This is a genomic window from Stenotrophomonas maltophilia group sp. RNC7, from assembly GCF_030910085.1.
GTDB lineage: Bacteria > Pseudomonadota > Gammaproteobacteria > Xanthomonadales > Xanthomonadaceae > Stenotrophomonas > Stenotrophomonas sepilia.
In genome coordinates this window covers 1-302 of sequence record NZ_JAVFVN010000083.1, presented here as the reverse complement: position 1 = coordinate 302, position 302 = coordinate 1, and the positions used below count along the sequence as shown (strand labels likewise).

The window sequence follows — 302 nt, the reverse complement described above, 5'->3', positions numbered from 1 at the left end:
AGCTTGCGGTGCTTGGCGACCAGGCCGGTGGCCGGATCGAAGTACAGCGCGGTGCAGTACAGCGTGCTGCCGGCGCGTTCGATCACGCCGATCACCAGGCTGGCCCCGGTGCGTTGCGACAGCGCGGCCAGCGCGTCGGTCTCGGGGCCGGGTACATCGATGGCGTTCTGGTAGTAGCGGGCGTAGGCGTCGCGCCCTTCGGGCAGGCGGTAGCCCAGGCGGGTTCCGAAGATCTCGCCCTTGGGGTAGCCGCCCAGCAGTGCTTCGGGCATGACTACCAGCGCGGCGCCAGAGGCGCTGAT

At 69.9% G+C, this 302-nt stretch carries 1 protein-coding gene; it reads right to left on the bottom strand.

The genetic code is table 11. The features are described 5' to 3' along the window. Positions 1 to 302 (bottom strand): nitrilase-related carbon-nitrogen hydrolase (locus RCF13_RS00830; RefSeq protein ID WP_308140722.1); only part of this gene is annotated, 302 nt, incomplete at both ends.